Here is a 16712-nt window from a genome sequence, read left to right on the forward strand (position 1 = left end):
GAAAAGATTTAACAATGGATATTAATATAAAATAAAATATAATAATACTATAACTAAGTGGGTTCAATCGTGTGGCCCAATCGGAGTGCAAATTCCGGAAATTGTACTTCTACGATTCTCGGCGGATGAGGTTGACTTTAAGCGAAATCTTTGCTCAGATGCGACTTTTTTTACTGAAGAAATCGATGAAAGTGGTAAGTAGAATTAATATTCCAAATTCTGGAAATTGGACTATATTTGTCAAAATTCTCCGGGATGAATCTTGACTAGGGCAGATCGGAAACGGAAGGCCGCCGGAAGAGAAAAGGGACTTTTTCGGGAAAATCCGTCATGATCCTTTCTAAATAAAAAATCTTTATTACGATTATTTCTTATTCGTAAATGGGCGGGAATTCCTTCAATGTTCTTGACCGGGATTGAAAGTCGACTGAAATTAGCGGAAGGTCTTTCTTTCGGCAACGCATTCATGATAAACTTGTTACGTTTGAAAATTCCCTTTAAAAAGTATTCAGTTTCGATAATTCTTCCGAAACTTCTTTTTTTCTTTATTTGGACTCAAGCATTCCTGCTTTTTCCGTTGAATGCAGAATCTCCGGTCCGAATCGACGAGGGGATTCGTAATTTAAACGTCAGTACCTATGTAGAGTATAGACACCGAGATCGAAAATTCACTTCCTGTACGATCGATAACCTCAAAGGTTTGCAGGCTTTCGAGTGGTACTTAAATCCGATCGAAGACGTTTTGCGGGTGAGGAGGACATCCAACGGAGTTTGGTTGCGGTTGACCGTTCGGAACGACTCGAATGTTCCGTTGGATAGACGAGTTCTTTTTAATTCGATTAACGTTCCTAAGGCCGAATTATGCTACATATCGGAGAAGGGCGAGTTCCGCAGACTTGAGTTAACCGATCATTCCGACGAATTATATAACAAGATAGTCTCCCCGCGTCCTAACTTCCGTATTCGATTTCCCGCAAAAACGGAATACGTATTGTACATTCATTTGGACGCGTATGAAGAACTGACCTACGTGAATTTTCCGTTGAGTCTCTTGGACGAGGAGGCCTTTGATGAGATGGTCGTTTGGAAACGGGTTATTTTTTCGGCCATTCTCGCGATTTATTTATTTGCAGTCGGCTTAAATATCTATTATTCCCGCAGGCTGCAAGCTCGGGTCTTTCTCTCCCTCGCGACTTACATGACCGTCTTATTTTTCGGATTCTATTTTCTTCACGGACGTTCCATTCATTCCTGGATCGGCTGGGAGAACAAAATAAGTTTTTATTCATACTATCTATTTTTAACCGTCTTTTTTCTCTCCCTGTTCGGTTATCTCTTTCATCTTGCGCGATTTTTCGAACTGAAAGACAAGTCCCTTCTCTTTTTTGCGATCGGATGCCTGTTTAGTTATTCTTTCGTTCTCATTCCGCTCGTTAAGAATTTCGCGGAAGAAAGATTCTTCCTCTTGGCGGGAGGCTTCGGGATTTTAGCTTATTATTTCTATCGGGTTCATTCCAGTTTGATAGTAAAGAATAGCTTTCCTATAAGGCTCTACCTACTTTCCTGGCTTTTGTTCATTAGTTGTTTCTTCATTAAAGCCAGCTATCACTTCGATTATGCACCGTATAATTGGTTGATCGTTTTTTCCTTTTTGATTTTGTTTCCGTTACACGCCGTCGTTACGACCTATGCTTTATCCCGCATAATTTCCGAAGGATTATGGGTCTCTCTTCCGGCGAAGTCGTTTATTCGAAAAAGTAAAATCGGCTCGATCGATATCGGCCAAACGGTAGTGAAATTGAAAGAATTGCTCGAAGTGGATAAAATCTTCCTGAAACATTCGCTAAAGGAAGAACATTTGGCTAGAGAGTTGGGAATCGGCGCGCACCAGTTGTCCGAAGTAGTTCGTATGCAATTTCATACGACCTTTCCCAATTTGATTAATTCGTACCGCATCGAAGAAGCGAAGCGATTACTGATCGAAGATCCGGGTATGTCGACAAACGAAGTTCGAATCAAAGCGGGGTATAGCTCTAAATCTGCGTTTCATTTGGAATTTAAAAAGGCAACGAACACGAATCCGAACGCCTTTCGTCGGAAAGCGATTCTGGGAGACGATGGCAGCAGAAAAAACGGGCGGGAGATCTCGGTTTGAAATCTCCGGTGCTTAGGTTTTCCCGTTAAAGATCTTACCGTTTCTTTACCGATTTCTTCTTGGCCGCCACCTTCTTTTTAGCTGCCTTTTTCTTTTTGGCGGGGAGTTTCTTCTTCGCGACGATTCCCTTTTTCTTCGGCGCCGATTTTTTTACCGGCACTTTCTTTTTAGGGGAGGCCGCCTTTGCTGCTTCTGCCATCGCTTTTCGGAACCAGTAACGAAGATCCTCGTCGTCTTCCAGGATTTCCTCGGGCACTTGCCAATAGGACATACGGATCGGTTTTCCATTCTTACCTTCATAGGTGAACGGTGACATACTCGCGGCTTCATATTCGGCTTGGTTACCCGGACCGACTTTAAAATAAAGTAGATCGTTAATGATCATCCCGAAGATGTGATTTCCGGAATAAACTCCATAGCCTCCGAACATCGATTTTACCGTAATTGGACCGCAAACTTTTAAACGGTCTTGGGCATATTCTAAAAAGGAACTCATGGGAAATAATTTACTGAAATGATCGATACTCTGGCGAGAAGAAAATTATTTAGAGAGGTTATTTCAAAAGCCGAAATCGTTTTTTAGATTCGGCTCTTTTTATCTACGAATTCGCTCAGAGAGTCGCTTTCAATTTTCCGAATACGGAAAATCCGTTTATTTCCTCTCCGAAAGATAGTACGTTTGTCGGGCAATTGACTACACATGCCGAGCATCTGACGCATTGAACGCTATCCATCGGCCGTCCACGATTGGCGTAACTCATTACGTCGATTCCTTGGTGGCAAACTTTCGTACATATATTACAGGAAATACAGCGTTTCTTTTCCGAGAAGATTCTAAATCGACTGAATCTAGCGTAGATGTGCATCAGTCCGGCTAAAGGGCAGAACATTCTGCACCAGATTCTTCCCGAAAGAAAGAAATAGGCACCCAAGCCGAGGACTCCGGCCAAACCTATATCTACAACGGAATCGTACATTCGCTTAACGGAGTCGGCACCTAAGGACAAAAACCAAAGCGGGGAAATAAAACTTCCTAATAATTTAGCCGTTGTTAAAAGAATTGCGGCGAGTAGAACCCATTGCCCGGAATGCTCTAATCGATACGCCCATTTTCCGTGAGGCATTTTCGTTCGTGTTTCGTCTCCTAGGGTTTCCGCCAAACCTCCACAAGAGCAAATCCATCCGCAATATGCTCCTTTCCCGAACCGGAATACTAAATAGGGAATGATTCCGAAGCTAAGGACGAGTCCGTAAATCAGCCAAAAAGAGGTGATTCCGCCGTCGTAAAGAACTCCCATGTTCAAAGGCCAAGCAAGAATCAAGCCGTACGCCTTCCAATACGCACCTCCGGGAAATACTTGAGTCAGTAAAAATCCGTCGGAGGACCCGAGCAGTCCTAATTCCCCCAACCGCGGTAAAATGATTTCCGGCAGTAGAAAGAGAGGAAAGACCTGCACCAGGATTAAAGTCCAGGTTTGTCTCTTAATATATTTTGTTGGACGAACTTTCATTCTTCGAATTCCGAACACGGCAATCGTAAGGGAATACAATAAAGTATAATGAAAGCCGGGATACTTGTTCAGTAAAAACCATCCGAAGTATTTACTTCCGACATAGGCGAGGATAAAGTAAACGGCGGCAAACGATAGATATGTGGTCCTGAATAAATTCCAATTCCATTTGAAGGAGATCGCTTTCTTGTCTCCGCTTCCGAACCAGGCGGCCGAGAAGAAGATAAAACCGATTAATCCCGCACACGCAGCCCAGGAATACCATTCGATTCCGTAGAATGCCGCTTTCCCGAAATAAACGAGAAACGAAAAGGAGATCATCGCGAAAAATCCGAACCATTCGCGGAAGGAGCGAACGTTTTGAATGGCCAATCCGATTTTCCGTAAAAAGGAAATCGGAGGTTCGGAGCCGATCAAAATCAACGTAGAATCCGCAGGAACATTCGTTTGGGAATTTTTATGAAGGAATATTACATTCTTATTTTGTATTTCTTTTACGGACGAGGAAGGGAGAAAATTTATTTTCCCTTCGGAGACTTTGGATAAAAACTCGGTTTTATTTTCTTCCTTAGGCCTCACCAATTCCTCTCCGCGATAGGATAGAGATACGGATTTAGCCGTTTCTTCCAATGCTAGTGCGGCTTCGATCGCGGAGTCACCTCCTCCGACGACGACGATATCCTGTCCGGCAAAATCGGCCGGATCGATTAGACGATGAAAGACGTTCTCTCCGTCTTCTCCTGGAATGCCTAAGCGCCTACTATCCCCCGATTTTCCGATGGCGAGCACGACATTGAAGCAGAGAAATGTTTCCCCGCTTTCGGTACTAACTTCAAAGCGAGAACCTTCGATCCGGGAAGGAACAATTTTAACCACCTGCTTTCCTTCCAATATGGGTAGGTCATAGTCGTCCAATGCGGTTTGCAAATCGCGTATAAGAGTTTCCTTATATCCATTGTCGATCCGCAATGCCGAGGCGGATACGAACGCTTCCGGCTCGGCAAAAATCGGTTTCCCTTTCGGGTAGCTATGGATCGTATGAAACGCTTTATTCCCCTCCAGGATCAGAAATTTTAGCCCTTTTTTTTTGGCCTCGATGCCGGCGGAAATTCCGGAAGGACCTCCTCCGACAATCAATAAATCGTAAACTCTCTCCGATTTCGAGTCCGGGCTCGATTCCAGAAACGAGACCACTTTCGCGCCGCTATCGGCGGCATACTTTAAGAGAGGAATTCCGGTTAAGTCGCCGATGATATGGATGCCGGGAATGGAACTTCGAAATTCGTCTCCTAGTAAAGGGTAAGTTTCCACGGGTCCCCGAGGCGCATCGTTGCGAAGCCAATCAAAATATTCGGAGCTAAACGGTAAAAGGAGTTTCATTCATACGCCTATTTTGTACCACTATTTAGTAGGATAAATCCTCGGTTGATGCCACTCTTTTTCGTCCGGTGTTTACGACTCATCCGGATGAATTCGATAGTTTCCTAGGAAAAGGTTTCATTTAGAGGCAAATTTTCTTTCATGCGAAATATTTTATTCCCGATTTTTACGATTCTTTCCGCCGCCCTCTTTATTCTGAGCCTTGGGACGATCGCCCCGAATTCCCAACTGGCCGATTCGTTTTACAATGCGGACTCCCTCTTTTTTCCGATTCTCTATTCGGAAATTTTTTTACGCGAAGGGATCTTGGGACTTTACGGTTTTACGGATTGGTGCTGGACTCCGTCGACCTATTTCCTTCCCGATGCATTTTTCTATTTCGGACTCAGAACTTTGTTCCTTTTTTTGGATGTAGGTGCATGGGAATATACTCATCTTACGTATGCCGTCGTTCAATGGACCTATCTTTTATTCGGAATTCTATTTTTAATTCGGATAGTAGGGATCGGAAAAAAGAATCTTAAGGCCGAATATCTTTTTTTGGGATTAGGATATTTATTCGGCGCAGCTTGCATCCTGGAGCAAAGCCGCATTTTTCTTTTTCTGCCCGGATATCATACCGGCACTTGGGCGTCCGTTAGTTGGGCCTGGGGCTTTTATTATCTATGGAAACGTTCACGGAAAAGAATCTATTTCCTGGCTTGTTTCTTATCTTCGTTCCTATTCGGATTGAGCGATCTGTTCTTTTTGCCCGCCTTTTTGATTCCGTTGATTTTTTCGGAAGGAATTTCTGTCTTTCTTACGGGCGGAACGAGACGGGAGCGGCTCCGAAGTTTTGGTAAATGCATGATTCCTGTCCTATTGGCGATGATCGCCGTTAAGTTGGCGTACGGTCTATTAGATAAAAATAAAGTAATTCTTTTCCCCGGGCTTTATGCTTCGGGAAGGATCGCCTGGAAAACGATATTCGGAAATCCGGCCGTCTGGTGGACCGGATTTTATGACGCGTCCGTTTCCGTTTTTATCGCCAATCGTTTCGAGTGGATTGCCCTCGTTTCGACTTCGGCATTTTATTTTTTGCTCCGGAGGAATAGCGGAGTTCGACTATCGACTGTTAGTCGAATATTACCCGTCGTTCTATTTTTTTCGTTGGGCACGATTGTGCCTCTCTTTCTCGTTTTTATTCCCGCAATCAACGGTCATGCCGCTCAAGGAACTCCGCCTATCGATCGTTATTTCGGAGAGATGATTCTCGCTGCCCTCGGGAGCCTGGCCGGTCTATTGCATATCGCTTCCAATATAAAATCGTATTCTCGGTTTTCTTTACTATTATCGTTTATTCTCAGTATATTTGTTTTTTATAAAGTATCATTCCGTGAAAAAGGAATCCTCTATTATCCCGATAGCATCGCTTGTATCGATCGGGAAATTCAAGCTAGGGATTGGCGTAGAGGCCTCGCGAGTTTTTGGGAAAGCCGCCCTTTGCGAATCTTTTCCCGCACTAGGATTTCCGTAGATGATTATTTGGAGGATATGAATCTCTTCTATTGGCAAAATAGTTTTCGCTGGTTTTTATCGGATGTTCCCTACGCATTTGCCGTGATGAACGGAATCAAAAAGGAAGCTTATGAGATTTACTTCGGCCCGGCCTCCGCCGTGATACGTTGCGGAGACTGGAACGTATACGAAGTCTTTGATCCGACGGGTACTAAATCCGCAGCGTTGAACGACATGAATCGTCGGAAGATCGATTTATGGAAAACTTCGATCGGAAAAAAATAAATACGATTCCCGTTCTTATTTTCCGGGATCGACTCGGAGAATTTTTCCCGATCCGAAATCGGCCAGATATAAGGAGCCTCTCGCATCTTTTCCGAATGCGGAGACAAGGATCGGCCATTTTCCTAACGCGAAGACTTCCTCCACTTTTCCGCCGTCTTTCGGGATCGCAATTGCCCAGAGTCTTCCGGATATGAAATCTCCGAAGACGTATTTCCCTTGGAGATCTCCGATGCGATCATTGGTAACGACATATCCTCCCGTAATTGAGCTGCCGTCTTCCCTGCCGTACTCGTAGATAGGATCGGTAAGTCCGTTGCGATCGCAGTTTTCCTTAGGTTCGAAACAGTGAAAGCCTTCCGTCTTGTTCCAACCGTAATTTTTACCCGCTTCGATGATGTCCACTTCTTCGAACGCATCTTGCCCTACGTCGGCGAGGATCAATCTGCCTGCCGGATCGAAAGAATATCTCCAAGGATTTCTGAGTCCGTACGCGAACGTTTCAGGCTGATAACCTTTGATTCCTACAAACGGATTATCTTTCGGGACCGCATATTGTTTACCGGGGTCCTTTGAATCTATATCGATCCGCAACATCGATCCCAAGAAAGTCATCGGATTTTGTCCGTTTCCGTTCGGATCGTTTCTCCATCCTCCGTCTCCCCAGCCGATATATAATTTGCCGTCCTTTCCGAACGCTAATTGCCCCGCGTTATGGTTTCCGTAAGGCTGGGCAAGTTCCATGATTATGCGTTCTTCGGAAAATTTTCCTTTTTTCGGATCTCCGGGGGACTCGAACGTCCATTCGGAGACTCGGCTAGTGTCCTTGCCGTTTTTCTTTATTACATAATTAAGATATATTTTCGGTTTTTCCGGAAAAGAGGGATGCAACGCTATCCCCAACAGGCCTTCTTCGGAATCCGTAAGAACATTGGGAATCTTTAATAAAGTCCCCGAACTTCCGTCTTTTGGGTCCAGCCATTTGATCGAACCCGTTTTTTCCAGAACCAGGAAAATCTCCGGACCTGGAATCATCAGTAAATCGGTGGTTTGATCGAAACCCTCTCCGATCGTAGTTAAGGAAATAGGGATTTTCTTTCGATTTTCATCTTTAAGGGTGAAAGTGGGCTTAAATCCCGACTCCTTTCCTTCGGCCTGGTATTTGGAAGCGTCTCCGATATTTGCGACCAAGATTCGCCTAAGTTCGTCGCAGGAAGACAGGAAGAGGATAAAAAAAAGACAGACCGGAAATTTTATTATGCGAAATACGGAAATGCTCATTGTCCGCATCTTCGTGCTAAGAAAAAGAAGATCCACCTTTTTTTAAACGGATAAGACTTGATCCCCGGGAACTTCGGGAAAAGGATTTCTCGCGTGATCGATAACAAAGCCGATTTACGGAAGGTATTTGAAAAGCCGGTTGGCTTCGGACTTTTTGTCGTATCCTTTTTTCTGGTATTATCGACGATCAATACGGATCCGGAGTTAGGAAACGTATTTTATAGTTCCGATTCCTTGTTCTTTTCCAATCTTTATTCGGAGTTCATCGTTAATAGAAATGAAGGAAACGGGACGAATATTTTTCGGGATTGGACTTGGACCCCTTCTCCTTATTTTTTCCCCGACCTAATCGGCTATTTCCTAATACGATTCCTTGTCTCTTGGATCGGCTTCTCGCCTGTAGAGTTTGCCCAGATCGGTTATGCGGCATTTCAATGGAGTCTTTTTGTTTTCGGCTCCCGTTTTCTTTTATTCGCCGTCGATGAAAAAAAGGAAAGATCGGTTTCGGTTTCGGTTCTTGTTCTAGGTTTTACCCTGGGCACCATTCTCCTCCTTTTCCGGCAAAATTTATATTTGTTCCTGCCGGGTTTTCATGGAGGGTTATGGGCGCTTCTTCCCTGGTCTTGGGGATTTTATTTTAAATACCGTGGAAACCGGAGCCGGGTCGATTTTCTCTCGGGGGCCGTTCTATCTTTTTTATGCGGTATTTCGGATCCGCTGTATTTACCGACGTATCTTATTCCCGTAGTCGCGGAGACGGTTTTTCGGAAGCGACCGATCGGTTCCGAGCCGTTCCTTTTCAAATTAAAAAACTTCTTTCAGAATTTTTTCCCGAGCCTGATCGGGATATTCGGATCCATATTTGCATATCGTTTATTAGCCAGGAATAAAACGATTTTCTTTCCCTTTCATTATTTTTCCGATTCCGTTAACCTTGATGCGATTCTGAGGAATCCGCTCGAACTGATTCGCCGAATATCCGAAACCACTTTGCGACTCATTTACGACGAAGGAATCTTTTTTGCTATTCTAATTACGGGATTCGTATATTCTATATTTCGAATTCTTTATAGATTGAGAAGGGGGGAGGTCGAAGCTCCGGACCCGATTCGGGTTTTGTCGTTGGTTTCCGGCTTAGCTGTTCCGGTCTGTATAATCGTAATCGGATTACTCCAGGGAGTCTTAAAGTCGGGAGAGCCGGTTGACAGGTACTTCGGAGGGATTGTCGGTGCGGCCTTCTATATTTCGGTAAGCGTCTTTTTGCATCTGGGAAAAATCCGGAATCGGATTCTTCTAAGTGTAGCCTTCGTCCTATTCTGTTTTTGCATTCTTTTCGCCTCTCAACGAGGCATTGCGACTCGATACTATCCTGCTTGGATAAAATGCTTGGACCGAACGGCGGAAGAGTGGAATTTGAAACGAGGCATTGCCGGATTTTGGAGGGCCTCGCCGATTCGAAACTTTAGTAGAATGTCTTTAATTGCGGATCCGTTCGAAGCGGACTTAAGCGTTACGGTTTGGCAAAATTCATTTCGCTGGTATGATCCCGGGGAACCTTATTCGTTTGCGATTCTGGATCCGATAAAAACGGATTCCGTTGAAAAATATTTCGGTAAACCCAGGCGGGTCGTTCCATGTTCCGGAATATCGATTTTTATAATGGGTGAAGAAGGAAGAATTTCATCCCGCAAATTTTTAGAGGAGAAACAATCGCAGATTTTGCTGTGGAAACGACTTACGGGAAGATTAAAATAGGAAGAGATCCCCAAGTCATTTTTCAGAGAAAAAGAACCGGAATTACGGTCTGCGAGGAGGAAAATTGGAGCGTATCGGGATCGAACCGATGACCTTCTGAATGCAAATCAGATGCTCTCCCAGCTGAGCTAACGCCCCTTGCATGACCCTGGGCCTGATGTGACTTGAACACATGACCCCACGCTTATCAAGCGTGTGCTCTAACCAACTGAGCTACAGGCCCGGTAAGAGACATGATTTTGTTTTGAGATCGGATGGCAAGGGATTTTTGGATTTGGGACGGTGTTTTTTAAGATATCCGAGGGGGCGATACGTTTTTGGCATTCCCTAATATATTATTCAAGAAATGAGAATTTCGAATCAGGAAATGATAGATCGCAAACGTAAGAAAGTACGTCGATAACAGATGCAGCGGGAACTTGATCCAAATGGACCAGGGTTTTTGTACTATGACAAAACCGATTCCGAGAGCGACGGGGTGATGTACCAGATAGACGGGGAGACTGGAATCTCTCAGGTATTCCGAGAAACTATTTTTACCGGAAAAGAAAAACTGAAAAACGCGAATAAAAAAGGAAACCCAAAGCCACCCGCCTAGGCATTTCAAAAAAATGTGAAGAATTCTTCTCCAGTCTCCTGTGTAACCGAAATAGGACCAAAACGGATCGATTCCCTTGATCCAATAAAATCCTTTGAAAACAAGTAACGCCAAGATGCCGAGCAGAAATATTTCCTTTCCTTTTGTCTCTCCCGTTAATATTGTTTTTTCCTTATATAGAAAAAAGCTGCCGGCGGCGAAGAAGCTGATATCATAAACGAATTGGACGGGTTCGATCGTAAAGTACGAGCTGTCCTTTAGGAAAAAGTAATTTACCGAGCACGTCCAAAAGGCGCTCCAAAGTCCTAGAATCAGCAGGACCTCCCATCTTTTCGGGGAGAACGGTTCGATCTCGGCGTCTCCGTATCGACTATAAGGAAAAAGATATTGTCCGATCTTGGATAAAATCGGACGGATAGCTACGTAAAGAAACGTGTACAAAACCAAGTATTGCAGGAACCATAGATGCGAAGGTCGGGGGCTCTTGAGCAGGAATTCGTTCCATAGAAAGACGAAATAATTTTCCTGATAACCGTCGATGAGAGCGGCGATATAATATTGCATAGGTGCAAAAAGTATAATGCCGCTTATCAACGGGATAATGATCCTGAATCCTCTTAGTCGAATGAAATCGACAAGCCCTTTGGAGCGAAACGTTCTTTCGCTGAAATAACCCGATAAAAAAAAGAACAGAGGCATTCGAAAGAGGTGGACCCATTCGCCGAAGACGTCGAATACCCAAGTGCGGTCCGCGTTTCGTAAAGGATATTTGATTTCTGCCGCATAAACTATCGCAACGTGAAAGGCCAGCCCTAAAAGAAGCGCAAAAGATCTGAGATTGTCTAAATAATCTAACCTCGTCGCACTGCGAGGTCTGGGTGAGGAAACGAGCAAGGATTACAGGTCCACCGTATACTTAAATAAAGCCTCTCGAATGTATAAAAGGCTTGGATCGTTTTTAGGTTGTTCCACCAACTTGTCCCGCACCAACAGGTTTATCGACGAAACTAAATCTTGGTGCTCCAATCCTACTCTAAGGATGGCCCACTTGATAAATGCCGATAGATGTATTTTATAGAGGCCGCCCTCCTGTTCGCCTCTCGTCTGACTAAAGGCGATCAAGGCCGAAGTAACTAGATTCTTACGATCCGCCTTAAGAAGACTCGTAATCGTCTGATTCGTTTCTCTTAGGCGGGACGAGAGCATCTTGACCATCTTGAGAGAGAAGGAAGGATTGGTCTGAACCATATTATAAAAAACAGGTTCAGTAATCGCAAAAAGCAGGACATCGGTTTTTGCGATGGCACGAGCGCTGCGCGGCTTCTTATCCACCAAAGCCATTTCCCCGAACATATCCCCTTCTTTCAGTTCGATCAAAAGCTTAAAGGCTTCTTTGATTTTTTTATGAATGCCGACCTTCCCGGAAAGGATAAGATACATTTGATCTGCAGGTTCGTTCTCATCGAAGATAATCGAGGATTCCGTAAATCGGACTCCGTGCTTTTGGACCATTTCTTCCGAAATTTTCATCTTTTAGAAACGCAAACCTTCTAAATTAATTCTGTAAGGTATCCATAATTGGTTGGGAGCCGCAATCAATAATTGTAAAGGCTCTGTATAGAACCGGAAATTTCCGTTGACTGAACTCCCTTCCAAGTTAGCTTCTTCAACGTTTTCCCTAAGGAGGGAATCGTGAATACGAAAAAAATCCTCCTCCTCATCGCGGCCATTTTCATGATTCTTGCGGTGGGGATTCTCCTAAAAGCCTCACCTATCGAACCGATCGCATATGATCCCCCTCCGGCCCCCGGAATGATCGGCTTGTTTGCAGAAAATCAACTTTTGAAGTCCGCGGAATTGATCGCATTAGGCAAGATTCACGGCCCGGAAGATATCGAGGCCGACGCGGACGGGAACGTTTACTCCGCCAGCGAGGACGGAAAAGTTTATTTCATTTCTAAAGACGGGGAAATGAAAGCGCATGCATCGACCGGAGGAAGACCTTTGGGGATGAAACTAATTTCCGACGGAACATTGTACGTGGCCGACGCGGTTAAAGGGCTCTTACGGATCAATCCTAACGGTAGAGTCGAAGTTCTTTCGACCGAAGCCGAAGGAATTCCCTTTAAATTTACGGACGATCTGGATGTCGCAAAGGACGGAACCGTTTACTTTTCCGACGCAAGTTATAAATACGGTGCTCCGGAGTATTTATACGATTTGATGGAGGGAGTTCCCCACGGTCGCCTTTTGAAATACGATCCAAAAACCAAGAAGACGACGGTTTTATTGAAGGATATTTTCTTCGCAAACGGCGTGGCTCTTTCCGAGAACGAAGACTTTGTAGTGTTAAACGAAACATATAAATATAGAATACACCGCTATTGGTTGAAAGGACCCAAAGCCGGAACCAGCGAGATATGGATAGAGAATCTCCCGGGATTCCCGGATAATATATCTTCCGACGGCAAAGGAACTTTTTATCTGGCTCTATTTACGGTCAGGAACCCGATGATGGATAATTTACTTCATCCTCGTCCCTGGGCGAAAGTCGTGGTCGCGAAATTGCCGAAATTTCTATGGCCTAAACCTAAACCCTACGGATTCGCAGTTCTGTTAAACGAAGATGGTCGCGTCTTGGCGAGTTTTCAGGAACCGAGCGGAAATCACCTGAAGGAAATCACTTCGGTGAAAAGGAAGGGAGACTATCTATATCTCGGCAGCCTTCATAACGATAGAATCGGAAAATTCGAACTCCCACAGGAGTTTCGGTAAATATAATTAAGGAAAATTGAACCTATCATGGATTTAACAATCTCTCAGAATGTCGAAGAAATAAGGCAAAAGGCCAGAGCTTTTGTGGAAGAGGTGGCGATTCCTGCGGAAGATCATTATGACTACGATCACGGAAGAATGCCCGAAGCACTCGTACAAAAATTGCGGGAGGAGGCGAAGAAGCGGGGATTATGGACGGCTCATTTGCCCAAGTCCGAAGGCGGTTTGGGGCTGGATATGGTCGGGACCGCTCTGGTTTTCAGCGAACTAGGCCGTTCTCCGATCGCACCTTATTTATGTAATTGTGATGCTCCTGATGAGGGAAATATGCACCTTCTACATTTAGCCGCTAATGAAGAACAAAAGAAAAAATATTATTATCCCCTCGTAGAGGGAAAAATCCGCTCGGGCTTCGCTATGACCGAACCTCCTCCGGGTGCCGGTTCCGATCCCATGACTCTCACCACGAATGCGGTTAAGGAAGGAGATCATTATATTCTGAACGGCCATAAATGGTACTGCACCGGCGCAAACGGGGCCGCCTTCCTGATCGTAATGGCAAAAGTAAACGATAGCTTTCGCAGAACTTCGATGTTTCTGGTTCCTACGGATGCTCCAGGCTACACTATGGTGCAGGAAATAGGCGTTCTCGGATCCCATGGTCCGGGCGGACATTGCGAACTCAAGTTCGAAAACGTAAAAGTGCCTGAATCGCAGGTACTCGGAAAAATTGCGGAAGGATTTCGTCTTTCGCAGGAAAGACTCGGCCCCGCTCGCCTAACGCACTGTATGCGGTGGATCGGATTGTCGAGAAGGTCTTTAGAGATCGCGCGAAACTATGCGATTAAGCGGGAATTATTCGGAGGAAAACTTTCCGAGCAACAGGGAATTCAATGGATGTTTGCCGAGGCTGCATTGGAAATAGAATCCGGGTTCTTATTAACTCTTAAAGCTGCGGATATTCTGCGAAAAGGAGGCGATGCAAGGCAGGCTATCTCGTTCGCAAAATGGCAGGTGAGTGAAACGTTGAATAAATGCGTGGATCGGGCCATTCAAATATGCGGTTCTCACGGATTCAGCCGTTATTTGAAGTTGGAACTTTTTTATCGCGATGCGAGAGCGGCCAGAATCGCCGACGGGCCGACGGAAACTCATAAGATGGTTATCGGGCGAAATTTAATGTCCGGAAAGGAAAGCTTTTAACAGTGAAGGATGCCGAATTAAAAGAAAGATTGGAAGCGTATTTAGGTAATAGATTAAAAGGAAAAGTAGAAATCTCTAATATGATTTCACTTTCCGGCGGAGCGTGCCAGGAGAATTTCTCCGCAGACATTACCGTTGCGGACGGATCCGATAAGGGGCTTTACCAGACGGTTTATCGAACCGATAAGGGAGCCGCTCTTCTTGCCTCCCTTTCGAGAATCGATGAATTTAAAGTATGCAGAATGGCCTTCGAGGCCGGCGTCAAAACTCCCGAGCCGTTTTGGTTGGAGGCGGATTCGAGTATCACCGGAAATCCTTTTTACTTTATGAAACGGATTTCCGGCAAGGCCACCGGCCGATTTATCGTTAAGGATCCGAGCTTAAACAAAACTAGAAAACAACTTACCCAGGAATTGGCCGAGAACTTGGCGAAGATACATTCGGTTACCCCGGAACAATGTAAGGACGCGACTCTAAAAGCAGTGCTAGCATCAGGACAGGATCTGAGCGATAAAACGGTGGCAAAGAGTTCGATTAAAAATCTTCGATCGCAGTTGGAAGGAATGAGTGAACCGTATCCTGCTATGGAAATGATTTTGAACTGGCTGGAAAAGAATCCGCTTCCTAGCGATAAGATCGTTCTGATTCACGGAGATTTTAGGACCGGAAATTTCATGGTAACTCCGGAAGGTTTGCAAGGCATCGTGGATTGGGAATTCGCTCACTGGGGCGATCGACACGAAGATCTAACTTGGCTTTGTATGCGCGATTGGCGCTTCGGCAAATTGAATAAGGAAGCGGGCGGTTTTGCGGACAGACAGGGATTTTACGAGGCGTATGAGAAAGCGGCGGGTGTTGTATTGGATCCGAAGAAGGTAACGTACTGGGAAGTGATGGGAAATCTGCGCTGGGCGATCGGATGTATCGGGCAGTCAGAGCGTCACTTATCAGGCAAGGATAAAGGAATAGAACTTGCGGCTATCGGCAGAAGGGCCTGCGAGATGGAATACGAGGCCATGCGCCTTATCGAGGAATCCCTATCTTAGGAAATTTTATGCAAGATAAACCTACTAGTACGGAATTATTGGAAGCGATCCAGGATTTTTTAATGAAAGAGGTTCTTCCCGAATTTCGCGAGAACGACTTACTCTCATACAAAACATTGGTCAGCTGGAATATGTTAGGCGTGATCTCACGGGAAATTCGTTCCGGGGAAGAGTTACTCGATAAGGAACTCTCTCGGTTGGCTAAGCTGCTGAAAAAGGACGGAAAACTTCCGTCTACGCTGAACGAAAAAAAGAAGCTCGCCTCCGGCTGGAATTTAGAATTGCGGGACTTGATTCGAAAAGAAAAGAAAACGATCGACGATCGTCTTTATTGGGAGCACGTGAAGGAATCCGTGCGGGAAAAGGTGGAAGTAACCAATCCTCGTTTTACTACGGAAGCATAACAGGAAATGTCGATAGTCTATCTCGTACGCCATGGCCAGGCAAATTCTCAAGGAGAAGATTACGATTTACTAACCCCTCACGGAAAACAGCAGTCGTTTCAACTGGGAAAGTTTATGGCGGAAAACGGAGATATTCCAGACCGAATCGTCACCGGGACTATGCGTCGTCATCAGGAAACCGCCGCTTCGTTTTTGGAAGGAGTATCTTCGGTTATAGGCCGGAACTCGCATTTCATGCAGGACTTACTTCAGCAGGGAGATGCGGGTTGGAATGAGTTCAGTCCTGCACTCTGGAGTTCTTACGCAAAAATACTCTCGTCGCGGGACGGAGATTTTGCGCGATCATTAACCCAATTTTCAAAGGTCCGATTGAGGGGAGGAATTCGTTCCGCCGCTTTATTTTTTAGGTTAACGGAAGAGATTCTAAGAACCTGGAGGGACGGGAAAGAAACTCCGTCTGGTATCGAATCGTACAGCGCTTTCGAATCCAGGGTGCTTCAATCTTGCGATACTTGTTTTTCTCCTTCGAATAAGGAAAGGGTTTTTATTTTCACCTCCGGTACGCCGATTTCACTCGCATTAAAGCGACTTTTAAGGCAGGAGGAGGACGGGTTCGCTTGGATGCCCTGGATTTGGAATACTTCAGTCAGTACGTTTCGGTGGGTTCGAAGTCGGTATCTACCCGTTTCGATTAACAACGTGCCTCATTTGCCCGAAAAGAATCATCGAACTCTTTTTTAGAAACTGCTAGTATAGGAGATTTCGTCGTTTGAAGAAATGATCGGAATTTCGGAACGATCCTATATTTTACGTTTATTGAATATT

The 16712-nt window shown here is 45.0% G+C and carries 13 protein-coding genes and 2 tRNA genes; 8 read left to right on the forward strand and 7 right to left on the reverse strand.

Features of this window, described 5'->3' with window-relative positions; translation table 11 throughout:
• The first annotated feature begins 400 nt into the window (after positions 1 to 400).
• Positions 401 to 2155 (forward strand): helix-turn-helix domain-containing protein, encoded by a 1755-nt coding sequence (locus LEP1GSC047_RS02910; protein ID WP_238325510.1) that lies wholly within the window; start codon positions 401 to 403, stop codon positions 2153 to 2155.
• 34 nt (positions 2156 to 2189) lie between these two features.
• On the opposite strand, the gene LEP1GSC047_RS02915 is transcribed toward LEP1GSC047_RS02910, so the two are convergent.
• Positions 2190 to 2651 (reverse strand): TfoX/Sxy family protein, encoded by a 462-nt coding sequence (locus tag LEP1GSC047_RS02915; RefSeq protein ID WP_010413114.1) that lies wholly within the window; start codon positions 2649 to 2651, stop codon positions 2190 to 2192.
• Between the two features lie 115 nt (positions 2652 to 2766).
• Positions 2767 to 5046, reverse strand: coding sequence for an NAD(P)-binding domain-containing protein (locus LEP1GSC047_RS02920; protein WP_020988179.1), 2280 nt, complete (start codon positions 5044 to 5046; stop codon positions 2767 to 2769).
• Between the two features lie 141 nt (positions 5047 to 5187).
• Between LEP1GSC047_RS02920 and LEP1GSC047_RS02925 the strand changes: the two genes are divergently transcribed.
• On the forward strand, positions 5188 to 6828 hold the full coding sequence (locus LEP1GSC047_RS02925; RefSeq protein ID WP_010413111.1) for a hypothetical protein: 1641 nt from the start codon (positions 5188 to 5190) through the stop codon (positions 6826 to 6828).
• Between the two features lie 15 nt (positions 6829 to 6843).
• Here the strand turns inward: LEP1GSC047_RS02925 and LEP1GSC047_RS02930 are convergent, their stop codons facing one another.
• A complete protein-coding gene (locus LEP1GSC047_RS02930; protein WP_010413108.1) occupies positions 6844 to 8106 on the reverse strand; it encodes a PQQ-dependent sugar dehydrogenase in 1263 nt (420 codons plus the stop codon).
• Positions 8107 to 8199: 93 nt separating this feature from the next.
• Between LEP1GSC047_RS02930 and LEP1GSC047_RS02935 the strand changes: the two genes are divergently transcribed.
• Positions 8200 to 9861 (forward strand): hypothetical protein, encoded by a 1662-nt coding sequence (locus LEP1GSC047_RS02935; RefSeq protein WP_238325511.1) that lies wholly within the window; start codon positions 8200 to 8202, stop codon positions 9859 to 9861.
• A gap of 65 nt (positions 9862 to 9926) precedes the next feature.
• On the opposite strand, the gene LEP1GSC047_RS02940 is transcribed toward LEP1GSC047_RS02935, so the two are convergent.
• The 4 genes from LEP1GSC047_RS02940 to LEP1GSC047_RS02955 all read right to left on the reverse strand — a co-directional run bounded on the left by LEP1GSC047_RS02940 (position 9927) and on the right by LEP1GSC047_RS02955 (position 11989).
• Positions 9927 to 9999: transfer RNA gene (locus LEP1GSC047_RS02940), tRNA-Ala, on the reverse strand.
• Between the two features lie 11 nt (positions 10000 to 10010).
• Positions 10011 to 10084 (reverse strand) — tRNA-Ile (locus tag LEP1GSC047_RS02945).
• Between the two features lie 66 nt (positions 10085 to 10150).
• The gene (locus LEP1GSC047_RS02950; RefSeq protein WP_020988165.1) at positions 10151 to 11353 is read right to left on the reverse strand and encodes an acyltransferase family protein; all 1203 of its coding nucleotides are present in this window, start codon (positions 11351 to 11353) and stop codon (positions 10151 to 10153) included.
• 3 nt (positions 11354 to 11356) lie between these two features.
• Positions 11357 to 11989 carry a cyclic nucleotide-binding domain-containing protein gene (locus LEP1GSC047_RS02955; protein ID WP_010413101.1) on the reverse strand — a complete coding sequence of 211 codons (633 nt, stop codon included), beginning with the start codon at positions 11987 to 11989 and terminating at the stop codon, positions 11357 to 11359.
• Positions 11990 to 12151: 162 nt separating this feature from the next.
• Between LEP1GSC047_RS02955 and LEP1GSC047_RS02960 the strand changes: the two genes are divergently transcribed.
• The 5 genes from LEP1GSC047_RS02960 to LEP1GSC047_RS02980 are packed head-to-tail and all read left to right on the forward strand — an operon-like array spanning position 12152 to position 16628.
• Positions 12152 to 13234 carry an SMP-30/gluconolactonase/LRE family protein gene (locus tag LEP1GSC047_RS02960; RefSeq protein ID WP_020988177.1) on the forward strand — a complete coding sequence of 361 codons (1083 nt, stop codon included), beginning with the start codon at positions 12152 to 12154 and terminating at the stop codon, positions 13232 to 13234.
• Positions 13235 to 13261: 27 nt separating this feature from the next.
• A complete protein-coding gene (locus LEP1GSC047_RS02965) occupies positions 13262 to 14437 on the forward strand; it encodes an acyl-CoA dehydrogenase family protein (protein WP_010413099.1) in 1176 nt (391 codons plus the stop codon).
• A 2-nt stretch (positions 14438 to 14439) separates the two neighbouring features.
• Entirely contained in the window at positions 14440 to 15483 is a 1044-nt protein-coding gene (locus LEP1GSC047_RS02970; RefSeq protein ID WP_010413097.1) for a phosphotransferase family protein, read from the forward strand.
• An 8-nt stretch (positions 15484 to 15491) separates the two neighbouring features.
• Entirely contained in the window at positions 15492 to 15887 is a 396-nt protein-coding gene (locus LEP1GSC047_RS02975) for a DUF6285 domain-containing protein (protein WP_010413094.1), read from the forward strand.
• A 6-nt stretch (positions 15888 to 15893) separates the two neighbouring features.
• The gene (locus LEP1GSC047_RS02980; RefSeq protein WP_010413093.1) at positions 15894 to 16628 is read left to right on the forward strand and encodes a histidine phosphatase family protein; all 735 of its coding nucleotides are present in this window, start codon (positions 15894 to 15896) and stop codon (positions 16626 to 16628) included.
• The last annotated feature ends 84 nt before the right edge of the window (positions 16629 to 16712 follow it).

The sequence above is a fragment of the Leptospira inadai serovar Lyme str. 10 genome (assembly GCF_000243675.2).
Lineage (GTDB): Bacteria > Spirochaetota > Leptospiria > Leptospirales > Leptospiraceae > Leptospira_B > Leptospira_B inadai.